Below are 25,887 nucleotides of genomic sequence, written 5' to 3'. Positions count from 1 at the left end.
GGAGGCCACATGGCGGTGTTCGCCCCGCTTAACGCTGGCATGCTGCTGAACCTGCTCCCCGAACCGATGAGGAGCATCCTCCCGCGCTCCCGCCGGGTGCAACCGTGCCCTGGCGGAGTCCGCATCGAGCTACGAAACATCGGCGGGCCACGCACCGAGCCGCTCGCCCGCGCTCTCGAAGAACGGCTGCGCGCGGTCGGCATGCCGCGCGCGGAGGTGAACGGGGCGCTCGGCTGCGTGTTCGTGGCCTGCGATGTCTCGACCGACGACATGGACAAGCTCGTGGCCATCGTCGAGGAGTTCGACGAGCCCGACGAGGAACTCGAAGAGAGCGGCGAGACGCCGGACGAGGAGCCCGGCGAGGACGGGGCGACGTCCGGCCCTGAGCGCGTGATCGACGGCGCGGAGCAGCAGGCCCGCGCCGCGATCAGCCTCGGGCTGCACCTCGCCGGCGCCGGGCTGGCCGCGGCCGGTTGGCTGGCCCGGGTGCCGAGACTGTCCACGGCGGTGCCCAGCTTCTTCGCGCTGGCCGAGCACACCCCGCGGATCCGCAGGGAGCTGGAGCAGCGCATCGGCAAGCCGGGCACGGACGCGGTACTGGCGATGACCCGGATCGTCTCGCACACGCTGGCCATGCGGCCCATGTCGCTGCTGGTCGACTCCGTCGCCGCGGCCGGCCGGTACGTCGACTCGCGGGCCGGGTGCCGGGCGTGGGAAAGACGTGAGGCGGAGTTCGCCGCCGAGGAGGGGGCGTACCGCCACACCAGGACCGCCGCGCCGCCGCGCCCTGCCCCGCTGCCCCGCGGGCCGGTGGAACGCTACGCCGACGCGGCCAGTACGGCGACGCTGGCCGGGTACGGCCTGACCACGGTCATCAGCCGTAATCGCCAGCGGGGTCTTTCCATGCTGATCACGGGCATCCCCAAGGCCGCGAACCTCGGCCGGGACGCCTTCACCAGCGCCGCCGCCCGCCGCCTCGCCGAGCGTGGCACGATCGTGCTCGACCGCGGTGCCCTGTGCCGCATGGACCGCATCGACACCGTCGTCCTCGACGCCGCCCTGCTCACCACGGGCGCGTGGGCGATCGACAGCGTCGTCCCGCTCGCCCCCGACGTGGATCGGGACGAACTGCACGCCCGGCTGTATTCGCTGCTCGACCTCACCGACCCCGCGGCCCGGCGGGAGCGCGACGGGTGGAGCGCGGCGCCCTATGCGGGAGATGCTCTGCCCGAGGAGTGGCGCGAGCTGGGGGTTCGGCCTGTCGCGGTGGCGCGGGAGGGGATCCCGATCGCGCTGGTCGGCCTGGCCCGCGAGCTGCATCCCCTCGCCGAGGCCATGGTCGCGGCACCGAAGAAGACGTGCGAGGTGGTCCTGGCCGGTGGGGCGCCCGGCCTGGCCCGGCGGCTGGGCGTGGACCAGGTGGTCGAGGCCGGGCCCCGGCTGGCCACGTCGGTGCGGGCGCTGCAGTCCGAGGGGCACGGCGTGGCCGTGGTGTCGCGGCATGGGCGGCGCGGGTTGCGGCAGGCCGACCTGGGCATCGGCGTGCTCGACGAGGCGCGGCGGGTCCCGTGGGACGCAGATGTGATCGGCGACCTGGACGGCGTGCACCTGCTGCTCCAGTGCCTGCCGTCGGCCAGGAAAGCGAGCCTGCGAGGGGTCTACGTGGCGGCCGCCGGTTCGATCGCCGGGACCGGGCTGGCCCTGCTCGGCCCGGCCGCGACCTCGGTCCGGCGGGCCTCCCTGGTACGCGACTGCACGTCGCTGGCCGCCCTCGCGACCGGGGAGTGGGCGGGACGGGGCGTCGGGCGGAAAGCCGCGCCGGTCCGCGCCGACCACACGCCGTGGCACGCCATGGCGTCCCGTGACGTGCTGGACCGGCTGCGTACCTCGCCGAGCGGGCTGGCCGAGGACGAAGCCGAACGCCGCAGGACGGCCCCGGCGCATCCGGTGGTCAGCGGACCGGAGTCCCTGGTCAGCGCGTCCGTGCACGAGCTCGCCAACCCGCTGACCCCGGTGCTGGGCGCGGGGGCGGGCGTGTCGGCCGCGGTCGGCTCGATGCTCGACGCCGTGCTGATCGGCGGCGTGATGGTGGTGGACGCCCTGCTCGGCGGCGCTCAGCGGCGCAGCGCCGGCCGGGCGCTGCACGACCTCACCGAGACCACCGCCGTCCGGGTACGGATCCGCCGCCCCGCAGGCGGTGTGTCGGGCTACGCCGATGTCCTGGTGCCGGGGGACGTGATCGAACTCCGGGCCGGCGACGCCGTACCGGCTGACGGGAGGCTGATCCTGGCGGCCGGGCTGGAGATCGACGAGTCCACCCTCACCGGCGAGTCGCAGCTCGTCACCAAGACCGCCGAGCCGACCGCGGCGCCCGCCATCGCGGATCGGGCCTCCATGGTGTGGGAGGGCACGACCGTCGCGGCGGGCCACGGGCTCGCCGTGGTCGTGGCCACCGGGGAGGCGACCGAGGCGGGCAGGACCGCCAGGCTGGCCCAGGAAAAACCGCCGCCGAGCGGGGTGGAGCTGCGGCTGCGCGAGCTGAGCCGCAAGATCCTGCCGGCCGCCCTCGGCTCCGGCGCGCTCCTGATGGTCGTCGAGCTGCTCCGCGGCTCACCGCTGTCGCAGGCGCTCGCCCCGGCGGTGAGCATGACGGTGGCAGCGGTCCCGGAAGGGTTGCCGTTCGTCGCCACCGTGGCCGAGCTGGCCTCGGCCAAGCGGCTGTCGACCCGGAACACGCTGGTTCGCAATCCGTCCACGATCGAGGCCCTGGGCCGGGTGGACGTGCTCTGCTTCGACAAGACGGGAACCCTCACAGAGGGCCACATCAGCCTGCGGCGGGTGTCGGACGGCCAGGTCGAGCAGCCCGTTGAGGAGGCCACGCCCGAGCTGAGGGCGATCGTGGGCGCGGCGTTGCGCGCGGGGCCCAGGTTCGAGGGCGGGCGCGCCATTCCACACCCCACCGACCGCGCGATCGTGGATGGCGCCGAGGCGCTCGGCGTCACCCCCGACGAGGGGCTCGGGACGTGGCAACGGGTGGACGAGCTGCCCTTCGAACCGGCCCGCGGCTACCACGCCGTGCTCGGCCGGTCCGAATCGGGACAACTGCTGAGCGTGAAGGGCGCTCCCGAAATCGTGCTCACCCGGTCCACGAGCCTCGTCGTGGACGGGCAGACCGTCCCGATGGACGATCGGACCAGGCGGAAGCTGGAGCAGCAGGTGGAGCGGCTCGCCATGCGGGGCTACCGGGTGCTCGCCGTCGCCGAGCGCCGCGCCTCCAGCCGCGCCGACCTCGACGAGTCCCGCATCGAGAGCCTGCGCTTCCTCGGGTTCCTCGGCCTGGCCGATCCGGTACGCCCGACCGCGAAGCGCAGCGTGGAGGGGCTCATGCGGGCCGGCGTCCAGGTCGTCATGATCACCGGCGATCACCCGAGCACGGCGGAGGCCATCGCCGCGGAGACCGGCGCGCTGAACGGCATGCGCGTGATGACCGGCCCCGAGCTCGACGAGCTGGACGACGACACTCTGACCGCGGCGCTGCCAGGGGTGGCGGTCTTCGCCCGGGTCACGCCCGAGCACAAGGCGCGGATCGTGAAGAGCCTGCGGAAGGCGGGCCGGGTCGTGGCCGTCACCGGCGACGGCGCCAACGACGTGCCCGCGATCCGGCTCGCCGACGTGGGCGTCGCCCTCGGGTCGCGCGCCGCACCCGCCGCCAGGGCCGCCGCCGACATCGTCGTGGTCGACGACCGCATCGAGACGATCATCGATGCGATCGTCGAGGGCCGGGCCATGTGGGCCTCCGTCCGGGACGCGCTGGGCATCCTGCTCGGCGGCAACGTCGGAGAGATCGCCTTCACGCTCGGCTCCAGCCTGCTCACCGGCCGCAGCGCGCTGAACGCCCGCCAGCTCCTGCTGGTCAACCTGCTCACCGACATGCTGCCCGCCATGGCGGTGGCCATCCGGCCGCCCAGCGCCGCCAGCCCCGAGAGGCTGCTGGCCGAAGGACCGGAGGCCTCGCTCGGCGAAGCCCTGAACCGGAACATCTACCTGCGCGCCGTCACCACGGCCGCGGCGGCGACCGCGGCGTGGCTGCTCGCGCGGATGACCGGCACCCGCGGGCGGGCGGACACCGTCGGGCTCATCGGGCTCGTGGCGGCCCAGCTGGTGCAGACTCTGATGCTGGGCAAGCGGGATCGCACGGTGGTGCTCGCGGCGGTGTCGTCCCTGGCCGCGCTGGGCGTGATCGTCACGGTGCCCGGCCTCAGCCAGCTCTTCGGCAGCCGTCCGGTGGGCCCGTTCGGCTGGGGGATCGGCCTCGGTTGTGCCGCCGCCGCGGCCGTGCTGGCCGCCATGATCGAACGACCGGCTTCGGAGTAGTCACCGACTGTTCACCGAATCGATATATTATCAGGTCCCGTATAGACACCTTTGTACCGAAATATGACCTTAAATGTCGTTTCGCCCCGTGAGGTAGACAGTTGTCTGAATTCCTGGCCTCTCTGCTTGCCAAGGCCGCCATGATGCTCCTCGAGGCCCTGATCATGCGCTTCATCCAGAGCCTCGCCACGTCGATGATGCGGCCCGCCGGTCTCCGGCTCGCCTAACGCCCGTCTGTCAGGGTTTGCCGGGCCGTCGGCTCGCTGTCATCGGCTGGTGTCCGGCGCCTGCTGAGAATCGGTCATGCGCAAATATCTGCTCATGGCCGCCCTCATCGCCTCGGCGCTGGTCGTACCGTCAGGTCCGGCGTCCGCCGCTTCCGGCGGGCCCGCCGTCACCTTCGCCCTGATCGGCGACACGCCGTACGGCGACGCCCAGCAGGCCGCGTTCCCGCGCCTGGTCGAGTCCATCGACGCCGACTCCGGCGTACGTTTCGTCCTGCACGCGGGTGACGTCAAGAACGGCTCCACCACCTGCGACGACGCCCGCTTCAACACGCTGGCCGGGTTGCTCAGCACGTTCGACGACCCGTTCGTGCTGACACCCGGTGACAACGAGTGGACCGACTGTCACCGCACCGCCGCCGGCGGCTACCTTCCCACCGAGCGGCTGGCAGCGGTCCGCCGGGTCTTCTATCCCGTCGCGGGACGTACGCTCGGCGAGCACCCCATGGGCGTGCGGACCCAGGCCCGCGATCGACGCCACCGCGACTACCGGGAGAACGTGCTGTTCACCCGGGCACGTGTGGTCTTCGCCACAGTGCACGTGGTCGGCAGCCAGAACGACCTGGCCCCGTGGAACGAACTGCCCGGCGGCGACCGTCCCCAGGCACGGCAGGCCGAGTTCGAGGCGCGCAAGTCCGCCGCGCTGGACTGGATCGACAACGCCTTCGCCGTCGCCCGCCGTACCCACGCGCCGGGCGTGCTGCTGATGATGCAGGCCGAGCCCACCGACACCCCCGGATTCGCCGAGATCAGGGCCCGCATCGTGGAACAGACCCGGGCCTACGGCAAGCCGGTCCTCCTGGTGCACGGCGACGAGCACGTCTACGAGGTGGAGCCCGGCTACGCCGGGGTGTCCAACCTGACCCGCCTGGAAACGTACGGCGACACCGCCACCCAATGGCTGCGCGTCACCGCCGACCCGAAGGCACCCGCCGTCTTCTCCTGGCAGCCGCAGACAGTACCAGCGGGCTGAGGATAAGCTTGCCAGTTGCAAGCCAGCTCTAGGGAAGGGGCGGTCGTGGACCTCGAAGCGAGAATCCTGGTGGTCGGCGCCGGCGCGACCGGGGGGTTCTTCGGTGCCCGCCTAGTCCAGGCCGGTCGGGACGTCACCTTCCTGGTACGCCCCCAGCGCGCCGCCGCCCTGCGCGAGCGAGGGCTGCGGATCACCGGCCTGGACGAGCGGACGGTGATCGAACCCCGGTTGATCACCGCCGAAGAGATCACCGGCGCCTACGACGTCGTCCTCGTGTCGGTGAAGGCCACCGGGCTGACGCAGGCGATCGACGACATCGCACCCGCGGTCGGCCCGGACACCACGATCGTGCCCTTCCTCAACGGCGTGGCCCACCTTGACCCGCTCAACGCCCGGTACGGCACGAAGTCCGTGCTGGGCGGCGTGGTCAAGGTCGCCACCACGGTCGACCAGGACGGCGACATCGTCCGCCTCGCCCCGATGGCGGAGTTGGTCATCGGCGAGCAGGACGGCCGGCCCACCCCGCGCGTGCGGGAGCTGTGCGAGCTGCTGTCCGGCGCGGGCTTCGGCACCGCCGTCGCGCCGGACATCGTCGCGGCCATGTGGCACAAGTGGGTCTTCATCACCACCGTCGGCGCGTTGACCTGCCTGGCCCGCGGCTCGGTCGGGGACATCGTCGCGGTCCCCGGCGGCCGGGAACTGGGCGCCGCCGTCCTCGCCGAGGCGGCGGCGGTGTCGGCCGCCGCCGGCCACCCCGTCCCGGCGGACGAGCTCGCCTGGATCACCGGTACGGTGTCGCAGGCGGGCTCCGGCTTCACCCCGTCGATGTACCGCGATGTGGTGGCCGGTCTGCCCACGGAGGCCGAGCATGTGTTCGGCGACCTCGTGCGGCGTGCCCGCACCCTGTCGGTGCCCACACCGCTGCTCGACCTGGCCACCCTGCAACTACGCGTGCACCAGCACCGGACCACTTCGTGAAGCCGTCTCACGCGTCCGGCCGCTGCGCGAAGAACACGAACTCCCGGCCGGGCCGGTCGGGCGCGTCGCGGACCTCCTTCACCGCATAGCCCTGCGCGATCAGCGCCGCCTCGACCTCGTCACGCTCGCGGAAGCGCAGCGTGGAGTCCGAGGTCAACACCTGCCCGTCCGCCGCGAACACCCAGGTCCCGCGGAACGTCACCAGCGGCCCGCTGACGTCGATCAGGTCGTACCAGGTCTCGACCGCGCCGACCCCCTCGATCTCGGCGATCGTGTACGACTCCTCGCGATTCCACCCCAGCCAGGCCCGTTTCGCCGGATCGCGGGTTTCGAACACGAGATGCCCGCCACGCCCCAACGCGTCGTGGATCCCGCGCAACGTACCGTCCCAGTCCTCCGGATCGACGATCGCCTGAGTGACGTTCGCCGTCATGGTCGCCAGGTCCACCCGCATCGAGGGCAGGCTCGTCGCGTCACCGTGGATCCAGCGCACCCGCTCGCCACCCGGCTTGGCCCGCGCGACGTCGAGCGAGCCACCGGCCGGGTCGACGCCTGTCACCTCGGCACCGCGGCCGGCCAGGAGCAGCGCGAACGTCCCCGTACCGCATCCGACGTCCAGCACGCTCCGCGCACCGAGCTCCTCGGCGACGGCTACATAGACGTCCAGGTCGCCGCGGTCGGGGTCGAGTGCGTCATAGATCGCGGCCAGACGCGGATGTTCGAAGATGTCATCAGCCATGCGGAAAACGTATGCCTGGCTGGGTGCTACTCGGGTGTCCGGGCTCGCAAAGCCTCGATGAACCAGTCGAGTGCCGGGGCCAGGCTCTCCGGCGCCGGCCAGCCGTTGATCACGGCGAGCAGCCGGAGGTAGCGCTCCCTGCGGGGGTCGTTCGCGGTCTCCAGCCGGGTCAGCAGCCGGCGTCGCAGGTCGGCGTCGTCGGGACGGCCCAGATCCCGCGCGTACCGGGTGGTGACCGCCGCGACCACCGGATCGGCCCGGGGCGAGGCGGGTGCGACGCCCGCCGCCAGGACCGGGCCGGCCGGGCCGCGGACCATCGCGGCGGCGTCGGGGCGCGCGAGCGTGGCATCGCCCTCGGCCCGATCGGCCGCGTGTTGCTCGGCCAGGCGCCGCAGGCCGGCCCGGAAATCCGGATCCTGGCACAACTCGGCCACCTCCACCCATGCCTCGACCTGCTCCAGCTCGGGGTTGTCGGGCAGTTCCGGGGTCAGCGACCGCCTGATCCCCGTGAAGTCGGCGTCCAGGCCGCCGAAGGCGGCGTCGAGGAAGTCGTCGACCAGGCGGCGGCGCTCGTACTCGGATAGTTTGGCCAGTTTGTGCATGAGATCCAGCTCCTCCGGGGTGGACCCGCGCCTGGCCACCGCCGTCAGCACCGCGCGCCGCAGGCGCAGCGTACCGATCTGTACCGCCAGCGCTTCGGCGTGCGCCGCGGCGACCTCTTGGAGTGAGAGCTCCCGGTCCACGACCTTCCGGATCGTGGGCAGGTCCACTCCCAGGTCGCGCAGCGTTCGCACGAGGTCCAGGCGGGCCACGGCATCGCGGTCGTAGCGGCGGTAGCCGGCCGGGCTGCGGTCGGCCGGCGGCACGAGCCCGCGATCGGAGTAGAACCTGATGGCCTTGACCGTCAGCCCGGTCCGCCGAGCCAGCTCACCGATCGAGTAGAGCGTGTCGCCGTTCATACCTCCACTCTCCCGTCTCCCCTTAGAGGAGACTCAAGCGCCGTGACCAGGGCCAGGATCCGGTCGGCCCGCGACAGCACCGGGCCGGCACGTCAGGGAGTCAGCGGACGACGTCGATGTTCGCCATCATGCCGCGGTCCTCGTGGTTGAGGATGTGGCAGTGGAAGGGATATTTGCCGAGGAAATCGCGGAATCTCATCCTGATGACCACTTCGCCGCGGGTGGGCAGTTGCACCGTGTCCTGCCAGCCGCGGGAGTCGTACGGCCGGCCGTTCACGCTGATCACCTGGAAATCGTTGACGTGCACGTGGAAGGTGTGCTGCTCGTTGGAGACGTTGCGCACCCGCCACTCCTCGGTGGTGTTCAGCTTCGCCCGCACGTCGATCCGGTCCGGATCGAACAACTTGCCGTCGATGAAGAACTGGTTGGTGCTGTCGTTCTCGGAGAACGTGATGGTGCGCCGCTGGGCGACGCGGTCTTTCCGCAGGTCGTCGAACGGGGCAAAGCTCGTGGGCAGGCGGGTGGGCGGCATGGCGCGCCCGCCTGACACCAGGGTGGCCAGGGTCGCCTCCGGATAGGAATCGCCGTCCGGACCCGTGTTGTAGGGCGTGGTCACCAGCCGGGTTCGACCGGCCGGCGGCCCCTGGACGAGCACGTCGAACCGGCTGCCCGGGGGCATGAGCAGCGTGTCGGAGCTCCAAACCGTGGAGACGGGGTTGGCGTCCTGCGCCAGCACGTGGAAGCGCGCACCCTGAAGCCGCACGTTGTAGTCGATGTCGGCCCCGATGTTGGCCAGCCGCCACAGCTGCGTCTCGCCGGGACGGATGTCGATGGCCGGATCCACCAGCCCGTTCACGGTACGGGTGGTGGGCGCGTTACTGTCGATGTTGGCCGTCGGGATGGCCCCGGCGTGCAGTTGGAAGTCCTTCAGCGCGATGAGCCGCTCGGTGACGTGCCGCAGGTCGCGCGGCAGGTACCGGTCCAGCCCGTCGATCACGATCGCGCCGGACAGGCCCGCGAACACCTGCGGCTCGGAGATCGGGTGCGCGTGGGAGTGGTACCAGTAGGTGCCCGGTGCCAGGTCCTTGGGCAGCCGGTAGGTGTAGTGGTAGCTCTCCCCCGGCATGATGTGCAGGTAGATGTTGTCGGAGCTGTCGCCCGGGGAGACGTGCCAGCCGTGCGTGTGCAGGTTCGTGTGCTCCCCCAGCCGGTTCACCAGGGTCAGATCGAGCCGGTCGCCGGGGCGCAGGCGGATCGTCGGCGGCATGTAGTCGCCGTCGTACGTCAGCGCCCGGACCTCCTGGCCGGCCAGCCGGACCACCCGCGACTCGACGACCAGCCGTACCTTCAGCTCGCCGTTCTTGCTCACCAGCTCACGCGGCTGGCGGAACGCCGGCTGCGCGGGCGCGACGCCGGCACCGTGATGGTCGGTCGTGACGCTGCCGCAACCCGTCATCGCCGCGATGACCAGCCCCAATGAGGCGATGAATCTCGACAGGGGCATGGCGCTCCTCGGGCACGACGCAGGCGGCCACGCGTGCATGCCCGGTTTCGGCCCATCCACAACCCAAGCGGACCTGCGTTTTCAACCACGGACCTCGGCCTCCACCTTGCCGTCCGGCCCGGGAGACTGCGGCGGCTTCCCGCGGCCGCGGGCGGCCCTGACGACGAGCGGCAACACCAGCAGCCCGCCCACCACGCAGAGCAACACGATCGAGGTCGGCCGCTGTACGAAGATGCCGAAGCTGCCGCCGGAGATGATGAGCGTCTGCCGCAGGGTCTCCTCCGCCAGCGGCCCGAGGACCAGGGCGATCACGACAGCCGCGGGCACCAGCCCGAACCTGCGCATGAAGAACCCCAGCACGCCGCAGACCAGCATGACGCCGACCTCGACGATGCTGCTGTTGACGGCGAACGTCCCGAGCACGCACATCACGATGATCACCGGCGCGAGGACGTGGAACGGCACCCGCGCGACCCGGGCGAAGACCGGGATGCAGAACACGTTGAGGGCCAGCAACACCACGTTGCCGAGATACATGCTGCCGATCAACCCCCAGGCGAACTCCGGGTTCTGCTCCATCAGCAGGGGTCCCGGCTGCAGGCCCCACATCAGGAACCCGGCGAGCAGCACGGCGGTGGCCGACGAGCCCGGCAGGCCCAGCGTGAGCAGCGGCACCATCGCGCCGGAGGTGGCGGCGTTGTTGGCCGCCTCCGGGCCGACCAGCCCCGGCATGGCCCCCTTGCCGAACCGCTCGGGCTTCCTGGAGACCGAGCGTTCGACGCTGTAGGACATCAGCGAGGCGACGGTGGCCCCCGCGCCGGGCGCGCAGCCGACGAAGAAGCCGAGTAACGAGCCGCGCACCATCGCCCAGCGCGACTCCACCCAGTCCTGCGCGGTGGGCCAGAACCCGCCGCCGCGGGCGCGCACGTCGAAGTAGCGCAGGCGCTCCAGGTGCCCGCCGTGGTACAGGGTCCACAACACCTCGCCCACGCCGAACAGGCCGATGGCGACGGGGACGAAGTCGATGCCGTTGATCAGCTCGGTGGAGCCGAACGTGTACCGCTGCTCCCCTCCGCCGACGTCGATGCCCACCGTGGCCAGGCAGAACCCGAGCAGCGCCGAGACGGCGCCGAGCAGCTTGTTCTTCCCCACGATCACGATGAGCGCGAGCAGGCCGGCCATCACCACCAGGAACAGCTCGGGCGGGCCGAAGCTGCTCGCCACGGCCGCGGTGGCGGGCGCGGCCACGCTCAGCAGCAGGGTGCCGACGGTGCCCGCGACGAACGACGCCAGCGCCGCCATGACCAGCGCGGGCCCCGCCCTGCCCTGCTTGGCCAGCGGGTAACCGTCGAAGGTGCTGGCCACCGTCGCGGACTCGCCCGGGGTGTTGATGAGCACCGACGTGATCGTCCCGCCGTACATGGCGCCGTAGTAGACGGCGGCCAGCATCACGATCGCGCCGCCCGGGTCCATGCCGAAGGTCAGCGGCAGCAGGATGGCCAGGCCGGCCGACGGGCCGAGGCCCGGCATCACGCCGACCACCATGCCCATCAGCACGCCCGCGCCGAGCAGGAGCAGGTTGACCGGGGACAGGGCGTGGCCCAGGCCGTCGATCAGGTTGCCGAGAATGTCCATGGGGGCCTCCGGTCAGGGGAGGGGAAGCAAGCCCTGCGGCAGGCCGGCGTCGAGCCCGATCTCGAACAGCAGGTACAGGGCCAGCGGGACCAGCAGGCTGAGCACCAGGTCGGCGACCACGGTGCGCCGGCCGAGCAGCCGCGACAGAACGAAGATGAACAGCGCGGAGGCGAGCACCGCCCCGAGCGGCACCAGCAGCACGAGGAACCCGGCCAGCGCCGCGCACGCGAGCGCGAGCAGCCCCGGATGCCGGCTGTCCGAGGATCCCTCCTCAGCGCGTACGCGCAGCGAACGCACGATCGCCACGCCGCAGAACACCATGCCCGCGATCCCGATGATGCGCGGGAAGAAGCCGGGCCCGATCCGCCCCGCCATGGTCCGCCACTCCATGCCCATCGCGAGCTGCGTGTAGACCGCGAAGACCACCAGGAGCACGCAGAGGAACGCGGTGAGGGACGTCGCCCGGAACGTCACCGCACGCGAGCCGGTCATTTGATCGCTCCGTGCTCCCGCAGCACGCTCTCCAGCTCGCTCGCCGTCTGCTGCAGGTAGGTCTGGAAGTCCTGGCCCCAGCGCAGGTCCTCGGTGAGCTGGTTCGTGGCCAGGTACCTCTTCCACTCCGGGCTCACCACCACCTTCTTGATCGTCGCGATCCACCAGTCCTGGGCGTACTTGGGCGCGTCAGGGGCGAGGATCAGGCCGCGCGGCATCGAGGGCAGGTCCTGGTAGCCGAGGGACTCCCCGGTGGGGACGGCGGGCAGCGAGGCGAGCGGCTGCTTGCCGGTGAACAGCAGGCCGGTCATCTTGCCCGCCTGCACCTGGCCGACGATCTCGGCCGGGTTGGACATCGCGGCGTCCAACGCGCCCGACAGCAGCGAGGTCTGCAACTGCCCCTCGTCGTTGAACGGCACGTAGTCGATCTGGTAGCCGGCCCGCTCGGCGAGGATCGCGTGCAGGATGAAGTCGACGTTGACGGTGCCGATGCCGCCGACGGCGACCTTGCCCTTGGTCTTGGCGTGCTGCACCCACTGTTGCCACGATGTGATCTTGCTGGTGGAGTTCACCACGAACAGCGCGTTGTCGGTGGCGAGCAGGCCCACCGGCACGAAGTCCTTGTGCGTCCACCCGGTGCTGGCCTGCAGCGGGGTGGTGATGAACGAGCCGGACGTGGTGGAGATGCCGTACGGGTCACCGCGGTGGCTGAACAGGTAGCCCCACCCGGTCGCCCCGCTGCCGCCCTCGCGGTTCTCCACCCGGATGTTGCGCGGGTACAACTGCTGCTTGTTGAGCAGGTCGATCAGCTTGCGGGCCATGATGTCGTTGCCGCCGCCGGGACCGAACGCGATCGTCCAGTCCATGTCCTTGCTGGGGTAGTCCTCCGCCTTCTCGGCGCCCGTGGCGGCGCCGCAGGCGGTGAGCGCCACGGCGGTCAACGCCGCCGTGATCATCGAGGTGACGCGTCGTTTCAGTGTCGCTTTCTCTCGCACGTGGGCCTCCTAACTGCGTGCCCCCGATGCTTGTCGCTGTACGTGCTCTGGTGGCGTGCGCGGCCGGCCGCCTCACGCGAACGAGGGCGGCCGCTTGGCCAGGAAGGCCCGCACGCCCTCGGCGTAGTCGTCGGTGTCGAAGGAGGAGTTGCGCAGCGCGGTGGTCGCCTCGTCGTCCTCGGCCTGCCCGGCCACGATCCGCCCGATGATCTCCTTGGCGGCCCTGACGCTGTACTGGGCGCGCGTGGTGAGCAGCTCGGCGAACTCGTACGTGTGCCGCTCCAGCTCCTCCGGCGCGATGACCTCGTCCACCAGGCCGACCCGCAGCGCCAGCGCGGCGTCGAGCTGCGAGCCCGACATCAGCATCCACTTGGCCCGGGACGGCCCCACCAGGTCCACCAGCCGCTTGGTGGACTCCAGGCTGTAGACCAGACCCAGCTTGGCCGGGGTGATGGCCAGCCTCGCGCGCTCGTCGGCGAACCTGAGGTCGCAGGCCAGGGCCAGCCCGCAACCGCCGCCGATGCAGTAGCCGTGCACCATCGCGATGGTCGGCTTGGCCAGCCCGGCCAGCGCCCGCTCGGTCGCGGCCACCCGCTCGTTGTACGACCTGGCGCTCTTCGCGTCGCCGCGCACCTCCTGGAACTCGCTGATGTCGGCCCCCGAGGCGAACGCCCTCGTCCCCGCGCCCCGCACGACCAGGACCTTCACGTCCGGGTCCGCCGCGACGCCGTCGAGCACGCGCGGCAGCTCCTCGTACATCCCGAGCCGGATCGCGTTGTGGCTCCCCGGGCGGTTGAGCACCAGCGTGGCGACCGCCCCGGAGCGCTCCAGCAGTAGATCGTCGGACATGGTGGTCACTCCTCGTGCAGGTCCTGGTGCTGGTCGAACGCCACGCCGTCGGCGTACAGGCGCTCGATGTCGTCCTCGGCGCAGCCGAGCTCGCGCAGGATCTCCGTGGTGTGCTGCCCCAGCCACGGCGCCGGACCCTTGACGCGGTACGGCATCGCGCTGAACTTGGACGGCGGCGAGATCGTCCGCATCGGCCCGATGATCGGGTGCGTCACCTCGGTGACCATCTCCCTGGCGGCCGTGTGCGGGTCGTCGAGCGCCTGGTCATAGGTGAGCACGGGCCCACCGGGCACGCCTGCCTGGTCCAGCGCCTTGATCCACTCCGCGGTGGTCCTGGTGGTCGTGATGGCCTCGATCTCGCGCTCCAACTCGTCGATGACCGCCATCCGGTCGCCCAGGGTGCGGAACCGGGGATCGTCCAGCCAGCCGGGCCGGTCCAGGACGTCGAGCACCAGCCGCCGCCACAGGCGGTCGTTGTTGGCGCCGATGGTCACGAACCCGTCGGCCGTCCGGTACGCCTGATAGGGCGTCGACCTGCGGTGGCGGGTCCCGGTGGCCTGCGGCACCTCGCCGTCGGCGAAGTAGGCGCCCGACTCCCAGACCGTCCAGGCCAGCGCCGCGTCCACCAGGGACACGTCGATGAACTGGCCCTCTCCGGTGACGCGGCGGCCCAGCTCTGCGGCCAGGATGGAGTAGATCGCGGTGGCGCCCGCGGCGATGTCGGTGACCGCGATGCCGACCTTGGCCGGACGCCCGCCGGGGTGCCCGGTCATCCGCATCAGCCCGGTGGAGCCCTGCGCCATGATGTCGAAACCCGGCCGGTCGCGGTAGGGGCCGGTCTGGCCGAACCCGCTGATGGAGCAGTAGATGATCCCGGGGCGCAGCGCACGCACTTTGTCGTAGTCGATCCCGAGCCGCTGCACCACGCCCGGCCGGAAGTTCTCGATGATCAGGTCGGCCCCCCTGGCCATCCGCATGAACAGCTCGCGGCCGCGCTCGTCCTTGAGGTCCAGTGACACGCTGCGCTTGCTGCGGTTGGGCATGCCGAACGGGTAGCTCTCGCCGTTGATCTTGGGCGCCAGGCGGCGGGAGTCGTCGCCGGTGCCGGGTTGCTCGATCTTGATCACGTCGGCGCCCAGCTCCGCGAGCACCATCGTGCAGTACGGCCCCGACAGGAAGCGTGTGAGGTCGAGGACTCTGAAACCGTCCAGGGGCAACACAGGAACACTCACCATCCCGCAATGTGGGATAACATTCCGTATTACAGGAAACCTAAACGTAACATGCTTGAAGGTCAATGCCCAGGAGGCGAAAATGCGCACGGGAGGTGAGCGGTGACGACATCTGAGGACGCGCCGCCGGAGCAGGCCGCGCGCTCGGCCGTACAGGCGATCGACCGGGCGGTCGCGATCCTGCGCTGCTTCAGCTCGCGCTCGCCCGAGCTGGGCATCAGCGAGATCTCCCGGGCGACCGGGCTGTCCACCAGCACCGCCCACCGGCTGCTCACCGCGATGCTGCACAACCGGCTGGTCAGGCAGACCGCGCACCGCCGCTACGCGCTGGGACCGCTGCTGATCCAGCTCGCCCGCAGCGGCGCCGTGCCGACCACGCTGCGCGACATCGCGCTCGGGCCGATGCACGAGTTGCGCGACCTCACCGACGAGACGGTGGGCCTGCACGAGTTGCTGCCCTCGTTCGAGCGGGCGGTCGTCGACCAGGTGGAGAGCCGCCAGCCGCTGCGCCGCACGTACACCGAGATGGGCGAGGCCATCCCCCTGGTGTACGGCGCGCCCGGCAAGGCCATGCTCGCCTTCGTGCCCGACGCCACCCGCGAGAAGCTGCTCGCGACGCCAATCAGGAGCGTGACCCCGGCGACCATCACCGACCCCCGGTTACTGCGCGCCCAGCTCGACGAGGTGCGCGAGCGCGGCTTCGCCACCTCCTACGCCGAGCGCACCCCCGGCATCAGGACCGTCGCCGCGCCGATCTTCGACCACACCGGGAAGGTCATCGGCTGCCTCAGCATCAGCGGCCCTGAGACCCGCATGCCGCACGAACGGATGACCGAGCTGGCGCCCCTGGTGACGAGCGCCGCCTGGACGATCTCCGAAGCCCTCGGCGCCTCCCTGCCCGAGCCGGAGAAGTTGCCGGGGCCGTAGGGCGGTGACCCCCCGTCAGGCGGCACGCGGGAGGGAGCTGGAGTCGATGACCGGCCAGATCTCGGCCACCTTGCCGTCCTCCATCCGGAAGACGACGCAGGCGCGGACACCGACCCTCATCCGAAGGTCGGCGGGCCGCCGTCGGAGCGGGAGCGCCGTACCGCGAACACCACCAGGTACGCGGCCGCCGCCAGCGCCATGGCCGCGGGCGGGATCGCCAGCGGGGGCTGCCCGGCCAGCAGCGCCAGCACGGCCAGGACCACGCCCACGAGCAGCGCGAGCGCGGCCGCCAGCAGGCGGAGGCTGAGGGCGGTGGACGGAGCCGGCTTCGGCCACTGCCCGTGCCCGCCGCCCGGCACGTCGGGCACGCCGGTGTCGCTCACCACGCCCGAGCGGGACACCTCCTCGGGGGGCGGCGGCTCGCGCAACACGGGAGCGAAGAACTCGTCGTCGGAGTCGTCTCGCCTGTTCATCGCACCCCCGTGCGTTCGGCGCGGTCGAGCTCGCGCAGGAAGGGGATGACCAGGGTGTTGAGCTCGGCCACGAGAGCTTCGAGGGACGCCTGGGCGTCGTCCAGGTTGGGCAGCCCGTCGGCGCGCGCCCGGGTGGGCGTGGGCAGGCGCTCCTCCGCCAGCGGCACGCGCAGCTCCAGCGTGCTCAGCGCGGTCCGCCTCTCGTAGGGCGGCGCCGCGTACACCGGCTCGCCCCCGTCCTGGAGCTGCCAGCCCGACCAGCCGCCGGGGAGCGGCACGGGGGGCGGGGTGGCGAGTTCGACGACGGCCAGCGGGCCGTGCGTCTCCTCCGGCCGGTGGCAGGTCGCGTCCAGGATCCGGGGATGGCTGCGTACATATGGGGGTTCGGCCATCGGGCGGGTGGCCACCTCCCATGCGCCGAGCGCGAAGTGCAGCGGATCCAGCGTGACGCCGCCCGCGGCCGGCTCCCCCTCGCCGGCCGCGAACGCGTGCCTCCACCTGCGCAGCTGCTCCCCGTAACGGGCCTGCGTGCCCTCGTGCGCGGCGTCGATCCAGAACGCCTGCGCTCCGGTGCCGGCCATGTGCCACCCCCGCGCGCCAGGTCAGCCCTTGATCGGGATGCGGCGGGAACGGCCCTGCTCGGTCTTGGGCACCCGCACGGTCAGGATGCCATCGTGCAACTCTCCCCCGATGTGCTCGGTGTCGGCGTCACTGGGCAGGATCGTCCGGTAGACGAACTTCCCGGTACGCCGCCGCAGCGTGTGCCGTTCCTTCTCCTCCTCGTCGATCTCCCCGGAGACGCACAGCTGGTTCCCGTCGACGTCGACGTGGATGTCGTCCCTCTTGAGCCCGGGCAGCTCGGCGCGTACGACGTAGGCGTCCGGCATCTCCTCGGTCTCGGCCAGCGGACGCCAGGCGGCCACCTCGGTCTCGCCGCCCTGCTCGAAGAGCCGGCCCATCTGATCCCACAGCTGCTGGAACTCGGTGAACGGGTCCCACGCGCCCGGCCGCTGCATCGGTACCCGATCACGATTACGCCTGATGGGCAGAGCCATCGCCACTCACCTCCGTACCACGAGGGACGTGTCCCCCTTACCATTCGTCCCGCCCCTTTTACCCCTGCCTCCGGCCGCAAACGCGACGACGCGCGCTCCCGTTGCGGCAAGGGCCTACCGCTCGTGGACGAGTCTCAGGCCGCTCGGCAGTCCCGTGACCGTGGCAGTGCCATCATGGGCGACGCTCACCTCGACGTCGCCGCCCGCCACCCGCAGGCCGCCGACCGTCAGCGCGCCCAGGGGGGCGCCGGCCAGCGGGCGCAGCAGCGTTCGTCCGGCCGGCACGTCCGGGTAGAGCCCGAGCGCCACGTGGGCGATGGTGACCGCGGCGGCGGCGGACCAGGCCTGGGGGCGGCAGGCCGCGGGGTAGGCCACCGGCCGGCCCACCTGGTGGCGGGCGTCGCCCCCGTACAGCTCGGGGAGCCGGTAGTCGAAGGACTCGGCCGCCGCCAGCAGTCCCTCGGCGAGCGTGGCCGCCTGCTCGTCGAACCCCTCGCCGGCCAGGGCGGCGATCACGATGGCGGTGTCGTGCGGCCAGATCGAGCCGCAGTGGTAGGACAGCGGGCTGAACCCCTCCTCGCAGGAGGACATCGTGCGCAGCCCGAACCCCTCCGCCATGCTCGGCTCGGCCAGCAGGGCGGCGACCTGGGCCGACTCCTCCTTCGTCAGCAGCCCGGTGCCGAGGAGGTGGCCGATGTTGCTGGTGAGGGCGTTCACGGGACGCTTGTCGCGGTCCAGGGCCAGGGCCGGGAAGGGGCCCTGGGCGCCGTCCACCCAGAAGGCGGCGCGGAAGCGCACGGCCAGCGCGGCGGCGTACTCGCGCCAGCGGTCGGCGCCCGGGCGGCCGAAGGCGTCCAGGAGCGCGGCCCCGTGCAGGGCGGCCTGGTGGGCGTAGCCCTGGACCTCGGCCAGCGCGATCGGCGGCTCGGCCAGGCGGCCGTCGTGAAAGCGGATCGAGTCGCCGGAGTCCTTCCAGCCCTGGTTGGCCAGGCCGCGGCCGCTGGCGTCGATGTACTCGAGGAATCCGTCGCCGTCGGGGTCGGCGTGCTCGGCGAGCCAGCCCAGCGCGGCCCCCAGGTGCGGAAGCAGCGCTTCGACCTCCTCCTCGGGCATGCCCCAGCGCCACGCGTCGTGCAGCAGGCTGATCCACAGGGGCGTCGCGTCGATGGTGCCGTAGTAGGCGGCGAGCACCCGCTTGCCCTCCTGGGGCAGCGCGAACGCGTTCCTGCGCAGCTCGTGCATGATCTTGCCGGGGGCCTCGCCCGAGTCCCGGTCGAGGCGTTCGCCCTGGCGGCGGGCCAGCACGCGCAGGGTCCCCGCGGCCAGTTCGGTGCCCAGCGGGAGCAACATCCTGGCGGCCCAGATGCTGTCCCGGCCGAACAAGGTCAGGAACCAGGGCACGCCCGCCCCGAGAAAGGTGTCGCCCGGCGCGGCCGGTTCGGCCAGGCGGAGCGAGCTCAGGTCGGCCAGCGACTGGTCGAGGAGCCGGGTGATGCGCCGGTCGGCGGCGGCGGCACGCGGCGGGCTCCATTCCAGCGACCCGGTGGCGGGCACGACGGCGGCGTCGGGGTCCTCGACGGCGAGCTGCCAGGCCAGGGTCGTCCTGGCGCGCGGAGCCAGGCTGATCTCCCAGCTCAGGCGGGGTTCATCGCCCGGACGCGCCTGGGCCCCGGCTCCCGTGACGGTGACCTGGGTGTCCGCGGAGCGCCAGCTCAGCCGGCCCTGACCGTCGAGCGCGGCCGGGACCGGGAGGTCGGTGGCGCGGCCCGACTTGACCGCGTCCGTGGCGGCGAAGTCGCAGGCCAGCTCGACCGTCACGGTGGCCGTCACCGGCACGGACGCGGTGGAGACGATCTCCACGCGCTCGCTCATCCCGTGAGGCGAAACCTCCCGCACCCGGTCCAGCCGCACCGTGGGATCGGGCCCGGGGTCGCCGAGCCGCCGGGCCAGGGACACGAACCTGGTACGGCCGGGTCCCGCGGGGGCGTGCCCGACGGCCTCCGGCTCGAACCCGTCGATGAGCAGCCGGGCCTGCGACAACACCCTGCGGTCCGCGCGGAAGAGCCCCTGCACGCCGGAGGGGCGGATCTGACCGTCGGCTCCGCTCAGCGCGCTGGCCGGCGCCATGACCGTACTGACCAGGTCGTGCAGCAGCGGCTGAAGCACTACGACTCCCTCTTGACAGATGCATGTCGGGGGTGCAAATTACGAAACACCCCGCTAATTTGAACGATCAAATCATGCCTTAACGTACTTTGATCGTTCAACCCCCCAGGAAAGGCGCTCGATGGCGGACAAGGTGACGATCACGGACGTGGCCCGGGTGGCAGGCGTGTCCCGGCAGACGGTGTCGAACACGCTCAACAGCCCCGAGGTCGTCCGTGAGGCTACCCGCCGTCACGTCCTGGAGGTCATCGAGCAGCTCGGCTACCGCGCCAACCAGGCCGCCCGCCAGATGCGCACCGGCCGCTCCCGCCTGATCGCCATCCGCATCGACCCGGGCGGCGACGGCATCGCCGGCTCGGTGCTCGACCGCTTCCTGCACGGTCTCACCGAGTCGGCGGCCCAGGCCGGCTACCGGATCCTGCTCTACACCGCCCCGGACGACCACTCCGAGATCGCGACCTTCGAGGACCTGCTCGGCTCGTACGAGCCGGACGCCTTCGTGCTGACCGGCACGCACCATGGCGACGTGCGTACCTCCTGGCTGCTGGAACGCCGGCTGCCGTTCGTCGCGTTCGGCCGCCCGTGGAGCGAGATGCCCGACGCGCGCCATCCGTGGGTGGACGTGGACGGAGCCGCGGGCACCGAGGCGGCCACCCGACGTCTGCTGGCCGCCGGGCACCGGCGCGTCGGCTTCATCGGCTGGCCGCCCGGCTCGGGCGTGGGAGACGACCGGCGCGCGGGATGGGCGCGCACGCTCGCGGAGCACGGCATGGACGCCGGCGGCCTGAGCCGGGCGGGCGAGGACGCCATCGCCAACGGGGAGAGCGCGGCCCGCGACCTGCTCGCCGACGGAGTGACCGCCCTGGTGTGCGCGAGCGACTCGCTCGCCCTGGGCGCGCTGAACGTCGCGGGCCCAGACGTCGCCGTGGTCGGCTTCGACGACACCCCCGTGGCCGGGGCGGTCGGCCTGACCAGCGTGCACCAGCCGCTCGGCCAGGCCGCGGCCGCCTGCGTCAAGCTGCTCGCCCGTGCCCTGGACAGCACCGAGCCGCCGACCACACACGTTCTGCTCCAGCCCTCGCTGACCGTCAGGCGGTCGGCATGAAGTCCCACCCCCCATCGCGAGAACAGGATCCCCCGATGACGCCCATCCACCGCCGAGCCGCGGCGCTCACCAGCCTCGCCTGCGCCACCACGCTCCTGTCGGCCGCCTGCGGCAGCGGCTTCGACGACAACCCCGCCGAGCCCGCCCAGCAGACCAGCGGCCCCGTCACCCTGCAGGTCCTCATCGGCTCCTCCGGCGAGGCGGAGACCGCCGCCGTCAAGCAGGCCGCCCAGACCTGGGCCACGTCGGCCGGGGCCGGGGCGACGGTGACGCCCGCGCAGGACCTGACGCAGCAGCTCGGCCAGGCCTTCGCCGGTGACAACCCGCCGGACGTGTTCTACGTGGACGCCATCCGCTTCGCCGACTACGCCAGCGTCGGCGCGCTCGAACCGTACGCCGACAAGATCAGCCAGCCGGACGACTTCTACCCGACCCTGCGCACGGCCTTCACCTACGACGGGAAGTTCTACTGCGCGCCCAAGGACTTCTCCACCCTGGCCCTGGTCGTCAACCAGGACCTGTGGACCAAGGCCGGGCTGGGCGACTCCGACGTGCCGACGACCTGGGAGCAGCTGACCTCGGTCAGCGAGAAGCTCAAGGCCGGGGGCGTCACCCCGCTGGCGATCGGCGACACGCGCGACCGCATCGGCGCGTTCATGGTCCAGGCCGGCGGCTGGATCACCAGCCCTGACAGCAAGCAGGCCACCGCCGACAGCCCGCAGAACATCGAGGCCCTCGACTACGTACGCAAGCTGCTGGCGGACAAGCTGGCCCAGTTCCCCAGCCAGCTGGACGCGGGCTGGGGCGGCGAGGCGTTGGGCAAGGGCAAGGCCGCGATGACCATCGAGGGCAACTGGATCAAGGGAGGGCTCAAGGCCGACTTCCCGGACGTCAAGTACTCCGTGCACGAGCTGCCCGCCGGCCCCAAGGGCAAGGGCACGTTGTCGTTCACCACCTGCTGGGGCATCTCGGCCAAGAGCAAGCACAAGCAGCAGGCCATCTCGTTCGTCGAGGCGATGACCAAGGCGGACCAGCAGATGGCCTTCGCCAGGGCGTTCGGCGTCATGCCCTCGCGGCAGTCCGTCAAGACCGCCTACACCGGCGAGTTCCCCGCCGACGCGCCCTTCGTCAACGGCGCCGACTACGCCCAGGGGCCGGTCAACGCACCCAAGATGGACAGCGTGCTGGCCGACTTCGACACCGGGCTGCAGAAACTGACCTCCACCGCGCCGAAGACGCTGCTGCAGCGCGTACAGAAGAACACGCAAGCGGCGCTCGGCACGTCATGAGGCAGCGCCGGCCCGGCGCCGCGCGGGAGAACCTCGCGGGCTGGTTGTTCGTGGCGCCCGTCGTGGTCATCCTGACCCTGTTCATGCTGGCGCCGATCCTCATGGCGATGTGGGTGAGCCTGACCGACTGGAACGGGCAGGGCAGCCCGTTCCGGGCCAGTGTCCCGTTCGTGGGCTTCGACAACTACACCCGCCTGTTCACCGAGGAGGGGCTGGCCCGGCAGGACTTCATGACGAGCGTGCGCAACAACATCTACTACGTGGCCATCGTGGTGCCCGCCCAGACCGTACTGGCCCTCGGCCTGGCCCTGGTCGTCAACAACCGGCTGCTGAGGGGCCGGACGTTCTTCCGCGCCGCCTTCTTCTTCCCGTCGGTCACCAGCTCGGTCGCGATCAGCGTGGTGTTCCTGTTCGTGTTCGCCAACTCGGGGACCCTCAACGGCCTGCTGAGCCTGTTCGGCATCGACGGTCCCCAGTGGTTCGCCGACTCGCGCGGCGTGCTGCACCTGCTGCTGGGCGGGGTCGGGCTGGTCGATCCGGACGCCCCGCCGGAGGCGCTGACCTCCGGCGGGCCGTTCGGGCTCTCGTGGTGGGAATGGTTGTCCGGGCCGAGCGTGGCGATGATGACCATCATCGTGCTGGTCGTCTGGACCACCTCGGGAACGTTCATGCTCATGTTCCTGGCCGCCCTGCAGGACATCCCCGTGACGCTGGAGGAGGCCGCCATGCTGGACGGGGCGGGCCGCCGCGGGGTCTTCAGGCACGTGACATTGCCGCTGCTCAAGCCCACCCTCTTCCTGGTGCTCACGCTCGGGCTGATCGCGACGTGGCAGGTGTTCGACCAGGTCTACGTGATGAGCCAGGGCAATCCCGCCAAGACCACGCTCACCCCGGCCTTCCTGTCGTACCGGGAGGCCTTCCGCGGTTTCGAGTACGGCACCGGCACCGCGATCTCCTTCGTGCTCTTCTTCATCATCGTGGTGCTGACCCTGCTCCAACGCTGGGTCATGCGGGACCGGAGGTCCTGATATGCCGGATAAAAGGCGATCGCTGGCCTCCACCTTCACCGGCTACTGCGTGCTGATCTTCTTCGCGCTCGTCTTCCTGTACCCGTTCGTCGTCCAGATCGCCACCTCCTTCAAGACCGAGCCCGACGCGGCGGCCCATGCTCTGTCGCCCATCCCCGACCCGCTGACCACCGGCGGCTACGAGCAGGTGTTCGTCAACACCGACCTGCCGCTGTGGCTGGGCAACTCGCTGCTGGTGACCGTGGTCGTCACGGTCGGGCGCGTGTTCCTGGACTCCATGGCCGGCTACGCGCTCGCCCGGCTGCGCTTCGCCGGGCGGCGGGCGCTCTTCTCGGCGATCGTCGCGGTGATCGCGGTGCCGGGCGTGGTGCTGTTCATCCCGAAGTTCCTGGTGCTGAACCAGCTCGGCATCTACGACAGCTACACCGCGCTCATCCTGCCGGTGATCGCGGACGCCGCCGGGGTGTTCATCATGAAACAGTTCTTCGAGTCCATCCCGGTCACCGTCGAGGAGGCCGCCCGGGTCGACGGGGCCGGCGTGTTCCGTACGTTCTGGTCGATCGTGTTGCCGATGGCCAGGCCCGCGCTGCTCACGCTCACGATCATCTCCTTCCAGGGCACGTGGAACGAGTTCCCGCACAGCCTGGTCGCCGTGCAGGATCCCGCCCTGTTCACGCTGCCGCGCGGGCTGGCCGACCTCGTGTCGGGATCGCTGGGCAAGGGCACGCAGTACCCGCTCAAGCTGGGCGCGGCGCTGCTGGCCACGATCCCGGTGGCCATCGTGTTCGTGGTGTTCCAGCGGTACTTCGTCCGCGGCGCGAACGAGGGGGCAGAGAAGGGTTAGCTCCCGGCGCGGTCGGCCACGGCCGTCGGAACCGGAGCGCATCCAGTCGCACGAGCCACAACACGGGACGCTTCACGCGGGAGCGGGACGACTGGCCGTCGCTCCCTTTGTCAGGCGCCCAGGTCCCGGACGACGTTGTCCAGCCGATGCGCCAGGCCGTCCAGGGTCGCGTCGGTCAGGGGGCCGGCCGGGACGTGGGCCGCGACGTCGTCGCGACGCGCGATGACGAGCCCCTTGTGCGCGTCGTCCACCTCCGCGCCGGGAACGACGACGCAGTCACCCCGTACGAAGACCAGCGTGGCATCGGCGTGTCGCGACTGCAGCAGTTCGCGGACGCATTCTCGATCGATGAGTGACATCGCGGCTCCTAGCCTCACGGGCCGTTGTCGCCCGGCTTCCCCGGTGCCCGGCGGAGCACCCTTCAGCAAGCCGCTTACCCGCCTGGAAGCCCTGAAACCCCTCAGCTCCGGCCGCCCGCCCGGGACTGCCGCGCGCGTGCCGCCGCGCTGAGCAGCACGGCGGAGGGCACGCACGACCAGCACTTTCAGCAGATCCGCGCCACTACTTTTTGTGCTCGATCTAACACTGACCGTGATCGTAAGGTGTTGTCAGTGGCCCCAGTGGCCCCTCAGCGAGCGAGAGGATCGAGCATGGCGCAGGAACCGAGAATAGACGTCGAGACCAAGGCCCAGGGAGTCGCGCGCAGCCTGACAAAGGAGCAGGTCCAGCGGATCGCGGACGCGCTCGGGCAGCAGGGCGTGTGGTTCGCGACCCCGCCCGCCCGCGCGGGCCGGGCGCCCAGACCCGACCACGTCTGGGATCTGGTGGGGGACAAACCTCACCAGGGATACACGGCCACCGGCCGGGCCCACGTCTACCTGGCGGAGGGGCACTCCGCGCTGACCCGGCCGCTGATCTTCGCCGACGGCTTCAACTACGGGCCGAGCGACCTGGACGCGTTGTGGACGCACTTCAACGTCCTGTACCAGAAGGGCACGCCCGGCTTCTTCGACCAGCTGCGGTCGATGGGCATCGACGTCGTGCTGCTGGGCTTCCACCAGCGGCAGACGTACATCCAGGCCAACGCGGCGGTGGCGGTCAACTGCATACAGCGGGTCATCGAGGAGCGGCAGGGCGACAACCAGCTGGTCGTCGGCGGGGTCAGCATGGGTGGGATGATCACCCGGTACGCGCTGGCCCGCCTGGAGAACGAGCGCTTCGACCACCAGACGGACAAGTACTTCTCCTACGACACCCCGCACCTCGGCGCCTGGATCCCGCTGGTGCTCCAGCAGCTGGCGTACCTGCACGAGTCACTCCAGCCGCGGTCCGACGGGCCGGGGCAGGCCGAGCTGATCCGCAGCCCGGCCGCGCAGCAACTCCTGTGGGGCTGGGTGGAGAACGAGGGTTACTCGGGTCCGGTGACCACCGCCAGCGAGCTGCGCAAGGACTTCCTGGACGACCTGCGCAGGGTCGGCTGGTTCCCGATGCGCCCGTACAAGCTGGGCCTGGCCAACGGTGTCGGCACCGGCACGGGGCCCGACCTGCCTCCCGGCACGCCGGTCTTCGACCTGAGCGCCGACCCGCTGCAGCTCACCGCCCGGATCCAGCCGGACCTGGGCGAGCTGCAGAACGTCGGCACGATCCGCTTCGGCTCGCCGGTGTGGACGAGCGCCACCTCGCACGTGGCCGCGTTCGACGGGGCGCCCGGCGGCACGCTCGACTCGTGGGGCAAGATCGCCGACGCGATGGGACTGCCGATCCAGGACCGGTTCCGCAGCAGCTGCTTCGTGCCCGCGGTCAGCGCGATCGCCCTGGCCAGGGATCCGTTCCAGTGGCAGTCGGACCTGTATCTCGACCTCGGCGACCTGCCGAAGGATGAGACGTTCCTGGACGCGTTCTGCTGCGACATCAGCAACTCCGCGCACGGCGGCGTCTCCAAGGCGCTGATCGAGTGGTTCCTCGAGCAGCTCGCCGGGTGGTGAT

At 71.3% G+C, this 25,887-nt stretch carries 23 protein-coding genes; 10 read left to right on the top strand and 13 right to left on the bottom strand.

Annotated elements, in window-relative coordinates:
- Positions 1–9 precede the first annotated feature (9 nt).
- From ACFLIM_RS17820 to ACFLIM_RS17805, 4 genes are all read left to right on the top strand, one after another.
- Positions 10–4,374: a cation-translocating P-type ATPase gene (locus ACFLIM_RS17820; RefSeq protein WP_393166673.1), complete on the top strand. Its 4,365-nt coding sequence runs from the start codon at positions 10–12 to the stop codon at positions 4,372–4,374.
- Between the two features lie 101 nt (positions 4,375–4,475).
- Complete coding sequence (locus tag ACFLIM_RS17815) at positions 4,476–4,601, top strand: hypothetical protein (protein WP_393166671.1); 126 nt, start codon at positions 4,476–4,478, stop codon at positions 4,599–4,601.
- A gap of 76 nt (positions 4,602–4,677) precedes the next feature.
- Positions 4,678–5,631 (top strand): metallophosphoesterase, encoded by a 954-nt coding sequence (locus ACFLIM_RS17810; RefSeq protein ID WP_393166668.1) that lies wholly within the window; start codon positions 4,678–4,680, stop codon positions 5,629–5,631.
- A gap of 45 nt (positions 5,632–5,676) precedes the next feature.
- Positions 5,677–6,609 (top strand): 2-dehydropantoate 2-reductase, encoded by a 933-nt coding sequence (locus ACFLIM_RS17805; RefSeq protein ID WP_393166666.1) that lies wholly within the window; start codon positions 5,677–5,679, stop codon positions 6,607–6,609.
- A gap of 7 nt (positions 6,610–6,616) precedes the next feature.
- Here ACFLIM_RS17805 and ACFLIM_RS17800 read toward each other — a convergent pair whose 3' ends face one another.
- The 8 genes from ACFLIM_RS17800 to ACFLIM_RS17765 form a co-directional block, all read right to left on the bottom strand.
- Entirely contained in the window at positions 6,617–7,348 is a 732-nt protein-coding gene (locus ACFLIM_RS17800; protein ID WP_393166664.1) for a class I SAM-dependent methyltransferase, read from the bottom strand.
- Between the two features lie 26 nt (positions 7,349–7,374).
- Complete coding sequence (locus ACFLIM_RS17795; RefSeq protein ID WP_393166663.1) at positions 7,375–8,307, bottom strand: MerR family transcriptional regulator; 933 nt, start codon at positions 8,305–8,307, stop codon at positions 7,375–7,377.
- Between the two features lie 100 nt (positions 8,308–8,407).
- A complete protein-coding gene (locus ACFLIM_RS17790) occupies positions 8,408–9,811 on the bottom strand; it encodes a multicopper oxidase family protein (protein WP_393166660.1) in 1,404 nt (467 codons plus the stop codon).
- Between the two features lie 81 nt (positions 9,812–9,892).
- On the bottom strand, positions 9,893–11,446 hold the full coding sequence (locus ACFLIM_RS17785) for a tripartite tricarboxylate transporter permease (protein ID WP_393166658.1): 1,554 nt from the start codon (positions 11,444–11,446) through the stop codon (positions 9,893–9,895).
- 12 nt (positions 11,447–11,458) lie between these two features.
- Positions 11,459–11,938 carry a tripartite tricarboxylate transporter TctB family protein gene (locus tag ACFLIM_RS17780; protein WP_393166656.1) on the bottom strand — a complete coding sequence of 160 codons (480 nt, stop codon included), beginning with the start codon at positions 11,936–11,938 and terminating at the stop codon, positions 11,459–11,461.
- The gene (locus ACFLIM_RS17775; RefSeq protein WP_393166655.1) at positions 11,935–12,933 is read right to left on the bottom strand and encodes a Bug family tripartite tricarboxylate transporter substrate binding protein; all 999 of its coding nucleotides are present in this window, start codon (positions 12,931–12,933) and stop codon (positions 11,935–11,937) included. The genes ACFLIM_RS17780 and ACFLIM_RS17775 overlap by 4 nt, the downstream gene beginning before the upstream one ends.
- A gap of 72 nt (positions 12,934–13,005) precedes the next feature.
- Positions 13,006–13,782, bottom strand: a complete 777-nt coding sequence (locus ACFLIM_RS17770; RefSeq protein WP_393166653.1) for an enoyl-CoA hydratase-related protein — start codon at positions 13,780–13,782, stop codon at positions 13,006–13,008.
- A 5-nt stretch (positions 13,783–13,787) separates the two neighbouring features.
- On the bottom strand, positions 13,788–15,017 hold the full coding sequence (locus ACFLIM_RS17765; protein ID WP_393166651.1) for a CaiB/BaiF CoA transferase family protein: 1,230 nt from the start codon (positions 15,015–15,017) through the stop codon (positions 13,788–13,790).
- Between the two features lie 99 nt (positions 15,018–15,116).
- Between ACFLIM_RS17765 and ACFLIM_RS17760 the strand changes: the two genes are divergently transcribed.
- A complete protein-coding gene (locus ACFLIM_RS17760; RefSeq protein ID WP_393166650.1) occupies positions 15,117–15,941 on the top strand; it encodes an IclR family transcriptional regulator in 825 nt (274 codons plus the stop codon).
- Between the two features lie 116 nt (positions 15,942–16,057).
- Here the strand turns inward: ACFLIM_RS17760 and ACFLIM_RS17755 are convergent, their stop codons facing one another.
- The 4 genes from ACFLIM_RS17755 to ACFLIM_RS17740 all read right to left on the bottom strand — a co-directional run bounded on the left by ACFLIM_RS17755 (position 16,058) and on the right by ACFLIM_RS17740 (position 19,635).
- Positions 16,058–16,414 (bottom strand): hypothetical protein, encoded by a 357-nt coding sequence (locus ACFLIM_RS17755; protein ID WP_393166649.1) that lies wholly within the window; start codon positions 16,412–16,414, stop codon positions 16,058–16,060.
- Positions 16,411–16,995, bottom strand: a complete 585-nt coding sequence (locus ACFLIM_RS17750) for a hypothetical protein (protein WP_393166647.1) — start codon at positions 16,993–16,995, stop codon at positions 16,411–16,413. The genes ACFLIM_RS17755 and ACFLIM_RS17750 overlap by 4 nt, the downstream gene beginning before the upstream one ends.
- Positions 16,996–17,016: 21 nt before the next feature.
- Entirely contained in the window at positions 17,017–17,469 is a 453-nt protein-coding gene (locus ACFLIM_RS17745) for an Hsp20/alpha crystallin family protein (RefSeq protein ID WP_393166645.1), read from the bottom strand.
- A gap of 114 nt (positions 17,470–17,583) precedes the next feature.
- Positions 17,584–19,635: an amylo-alpha-1,6-glucosidase gene (locus ACFLIM_RS17740; RefSeq protein ID WP_393166643.1), complete on the bottom strand. Its 2,052-nt coding sequence runs from the start codon at positions 19,633–19,635 to the stop codon at positions 17,584–17,586.
- A gap of 121 nt (positions 19,636–19,756) precedes the next feature.
- Between ACFLIM_RS17740 and ACFLIM_RS17735 the strand changes: the two genes are divergently transcribed.
- The 4 genes from ACFLIM_RS17735 to ACFLIM_RS17720 are packed head-to-tail and all read left to right on the top strand — an operon-like array spanning position 19,757 to position 23,901.
- Positions 19,757–20,740, top strand: a complete 984-nt coding sequence (locus ACFLIM_RS17735; RefSeq protein ID WP_393166641.1) for a LacI family DNA-binding transcriptional regulator — start codon at positions 19,757–19,759, stop codon at positions 20,738–20,740.
- A 35-nt stretch (positions 20,741–20,775) separates the two neighbouring features.
- Positions 20,776–22,029, top strand: a complete 1,254-nt coding sequence (locus ACFLIM_RS17730) for a sugar ABC transporter substrate-binding protein (RefSeq protein WP_393166638.1) — start codon at positions 20,776–20,778, stop codon at positions 22,027–22,029.
- Positions 22,026–23,057, top strand: coding sequence for a carbohydrate ABC transporter permease (locus tag ACFLIM_RS17725; RefSeq protein ID WP_393166636.1), 1,032 nt, complete (start codon positions 22,026–22,028; stop codon positions 23,055–23,057). Before ACFLIM_RS17730 ends, ACFLIM_RS17725 begins: the two co-directional genes overlap by 4 nt.
- Position 23,058: 1 nt before the next feature.
- Positions 23,059–23,901: a carbohydrate ABC transporter permease gene (locus ACFLIM_RS17720; protein WP_393166634.1), complete on the top strand. Its 843-nt coding sequence runs from the start codon at positions 23,059–23,061 to the stop codon at positions 23,899–23,901.
- A 110-nt stretch (positions 23,902–24,011) separates the two neighbouring features.
- On the opposite strand, the gene ACFLIM_RS17715 is transcribed toward ACFLIM_RS17720, so the two are convergent.
- Complete coding sequence (locus ACFLIM_RS17715) at positions 24,012–24,260, bottom strand: hypothetical protein (protein ID WP_393166632.1); 249 nt, start codon at positions 24,258–24,260, stop codon at positions 24,012–24,014.
- Positions 24,261–24,551: 291 nt separating this feature from the next.
- Here ACFLIM_RS17715 and ACFLIM_RS17710 point away from each other — a divergent pair, with 291 nt between their 5' ends.
- Positions 24,552–25,886, top strand: coding sequence for a hypothetical protein (locus ACFLIM_RS17710; protein WP_393166630.1), 1,335 nt, complete (start codon positions 24,552–24,554; stop codon positions 25,884–25,886).
- Position 25,887: the final 1 nt, after the last annotated feature.

The organism is Nonomuraea marmarensis (genome assembly GCF_043197025.1).
GTDB classification, from domain to species: domain Bacteria; phylum Actinomycetota; class Actinomycetes; order Streptosporangiales; family Streptosporangiaceae; genus Nonomuraea; species Nonomuraea marmarensis.
This window is presented reverse-complemented; position numbering and strand designations above follow the sequence as displayed.

What these genes read in the sequence shown, in the direction of transcription:
- ACFLIM_RS17790 (WP_393166660.1), bottom strand. Translation starts at nt 9,811, where the DNA reads ATGCCCCTGTCGAGATTCATCGCCTCATTGGGGCTGGTCATCGCGGCG.
- ACFLIM_RS17770 (WP_393166653.1), bottom strand. Translation starts at nt 13,782, where the DNA reads ATGTCCGACGATCTACTGCTGGAGCGCTCCGGGGCGGTCGCCACGCTG.
- ACFLIM_RS17725 (WP_393166636.1), top strand. Translation starts at nt 22,026, where the DNA reads ATGAGGCAGCGCCGGCCCGGCGCCGCGCGGGAGAACCTCGCGGGCTGG.
- ACFLIM_RS17810 (WP_393166668.1), top strand. Translation starts at nt 4,678, where the DNA reads ATGCGCAAATATCTGCTCATGGCCGCCCTCATCGCCTCGGCGCTGGTC.
- ACFLIM_RS17735 (WP_393166641.1), top strand. Translation starts at nt 19,757, where the DNA reads ATGGCGGACAAGGTGACGATCACGGACGTGGCCCGGGTGGCAGGCGTG.
- ACFLIM_RS17755 (WP_393166649.1), bottom strand. Translation starts at nt 16,414, where the DNA reads ATGAACAGGCGAGACGACTCCGACGACGAGTTCTTCGCTCCCGTGTTG.
- ACFLIM_RS17750 (WP_393166647.1), bottom strand. Translation starts at nt 16,995, where the DNA reads ATGGCCGGCACCGGAGCGCAGGCGTTCTGGATCGACGCCGCGCACGAG.
- ACFLIM_RS17785 (WP_393166658.1), bottom strand. Translation starts at nt 11,446, where the DNA reads ATGGACATTCTCGGCAACCTGATCGACGGCCTGGGCCACGCCCTGTCC.
- ACFLIM_RS17765 (WP_393166651.1), bottom strand. Translation starts at nt 15,017, where the DNA reads ATGGTGAGTGTTCCTGTGTTGCCCCTGGACGGTTTCAGAGTCCTCGAC.
- ACFLIM_RS17800 (WP_393166664.1), bottom strand. Translation starts at nt 7,348, where the DNA reads ATGGCTGATGACATCTTCGAACATCCGCGTCTGGCCGCGATCTATGAC.
- ACFLIM_RS17780 (WP_393166656.1), bottom strand. Translation starts at nt 11,938, where the DNA reads ATGACCGGCTCGCGTGCGGTGACGTTCCGGGCGACGTCCCTCACCGCG.
- ACFLIM_RS17715 (WP_393166632.1), bottom strand. Translation starts at nt 24,260, where the DNA reads ATGTCACTCATCGATCGAGAATGCGTCCGCGAACTGCTGCAGTCGCGA.
- ACFLIM_RS17730 (WP_393166638.1), top strand. Translation starts at nt 20,776, where the DNA reads ATGACGCCCATCCACCGCCGAGCCGCGGCGCTCACCAGCCTCGCCTGC.
- ACFLIM_RS17795 (WP_393166663.1), bottom strand. Translation starts at nt 8,307, where the DNA reads ATGAACGGCGACACGCTCTACTCGATCGGTGAGCTGGCTCGGCGGACC.
- ACFLIM_RS17710 (WP_393166630.1), top strand. Translation starts at nt 24,552, where the DNA reads ATGGCGCAGGAACCGAGAATAGACGTCGAGACCAAGGCCCAGGGAGTC.
- ACFLIM_RS17745 (WP_393166645.1), bottom strand. Translation starts at nt 17,469, where the DNA reads ATGGCTCTGCCCATCAGGCGTAATCGTGATCGGGTACCGATGCAGCGG.
- ACFLIM_RS17820 (WP_393166673.1), top strand. Translation starts at nt 10, where the DNA reads ATGGCGGTGTTCGCCCCGCTTAACGCTGGCATGCTGCTGAACCTGCTC.
- ACFLIM_RS17720 (WP_393166634.1), top strand. Translation starts at nt 23,059, where the DNA reads ATGCCGGATAAAAGGCGATCGCTGGCCTCCACCTTCACCGGCTACTGC.